Genomic DNA, 1,499 nt, shown 5'->3' on the forward strand with positions numbered 1-1,499 from the left:
GACGGCGCGCCGGGCCCCCTTCGCCGCCGTCCGCGCGGCAGCGGACGGTTCGGGTGTCGGCGTACTGCCCGTACGGGACGACCCCGCCCCGCCGGAGTCCGTACGGCCCTGGACCCTCACGCCGTACCCGGAACCCGCCGGCGGCGCGCCCGCCCCGGGCGGCGGCAGCGTTTCCGGTTCCGCCACCACCGAACTGCCCCTGGCGGGCGTACGGGTGGTCGAGTCGACCCGGCGCGTCCAGGGGCCCATGGCCGGACACGCGCTGCGGCTCCTGGGCGCCGACGTCGTACACGTCGAGCCGCCGGGCGGTGACCCCATGCGCGGCATCCCGCCCATGGCGGGCTCCTGTTCCGCCCGCTTCAGCGCTCTCAACTCCGGGAAGAGCGTCGCGGAAGTCGACTTCACCACCGCCGCCGGGCGGCAGGCCGTCCGCGAGCTGGTGTCCGGCGCCGATGTCTTCCTGCACAACTGGGCACCGGGCAAGGCGGCCAGGCTGGGCCTTGACGCCGATGACCTGCGCTCGGCCAACCCGGCGCTGGTGTACGCGTGGGCGTCCGGCTGGGGCGACGCCATGGGGCCGACACCGCCGGTGGGGACCGACTATCTGGTGCAGGCGCACAGCGGGCTCGGCGCCGCGGTGCGGCCCGCCGGTGAACCGCCCGCGCCCTCACTGATGACGCTCACCGATGTCCTGGGCGGCCTGGTCTGCGCCCAGGGCGTACTGGCGGCGCTGCTGGCCCGGCTGCGCACCGGGCACGGACAGCGGGTCGACTCGTCCCTGTACTCCGCCGCGGCCGTCATCCCCCGGCGCCGCGAGCGGCACGAGTGGGGTGTGCTGGACCGGCCGCTGCGTACGCGGGACGGGTACATCGCGGCGGGGCCCGCGGCCCGCGAGCGGCCGGATCTCTTCGCGCGAGCGCTCGGGCTCAGCGCGTCGGCGAGCGCTGCGGCCCTCACCGCCCGCGCCAGGTCCCGCCCCACAGCGGACTGGCTGCCCTCCCTGGCGGACGCGGGTATGGCGGCCACGCCGGTGTGCACCGACCTCTCGGACCTGGCCCGCGACCCGCGGTTCGCCGGGGCGCCGGCCGACGGGGACCACACCGCTCCGCCGGCCCCATGGGAGTTCTCATGACCGACGCAGATGTCTGGGTGTCGGCGGCCGGCATCGAGATCCGTGATCTCGTGCCGCGCTCGCTGCGGCGGGCCTGGGCCGGGCAGGGCCACTGCCCCGACCGTGATCTCTACGCCCTGTTCACCGGGCACGTGGAGCGGCACCCCGGCCGGACGGCCGTTATCGACGCCGCGGGCGCGGTGGACTACGCGGGGCTCGACGCACAGGTACGGCATGTCGCCGCCCGGCTCACCGATGCGGGGCTGGGCGAGCGGGACATCATCGCCGTGCGGATGCCGAACGGGCGCGACGCGGTGGCCGCGGAACTCGCCGTCGCCGCCATCGGCGCGCTCGCGCTGCCCTACCCGCCCGGCCACGGCAGCCGCGG

General features: G+C 76.7%; 2 protein-coding genes. Both read left to right on the forward strand.

Going from position 1 to position 1,499, the window contains the following annotated elements; genetic code table 11:
• Window positions 1-1,132 (forward strand): CoA transferase (locus G3I19_RS36420; protein WP_203601174.1); only part of this gene is annotated, 1,132 nt, incomplete at its 5' end.
• Window positions 1,129-1,499 (forward strand): AMP-binding protein (locus G3I19_RS36425; RefSeq protein WP_164267936.1); only part of this gene is annotated, 371 nt, incomplete at its 3' end. The genes G3I19_RS36420 and G3I19_RS36425, both read left to right, overlap by 4 nt.

Origin of the sequence: Streptomyces sp. SID10853 (assembly GCF_010548145.1) — a bacterium.
Lineage (GTDB): Bacteria > Actinomycetota > Actinomycetes > Streptomycetales > Streptomycetaceae > Streptomyces.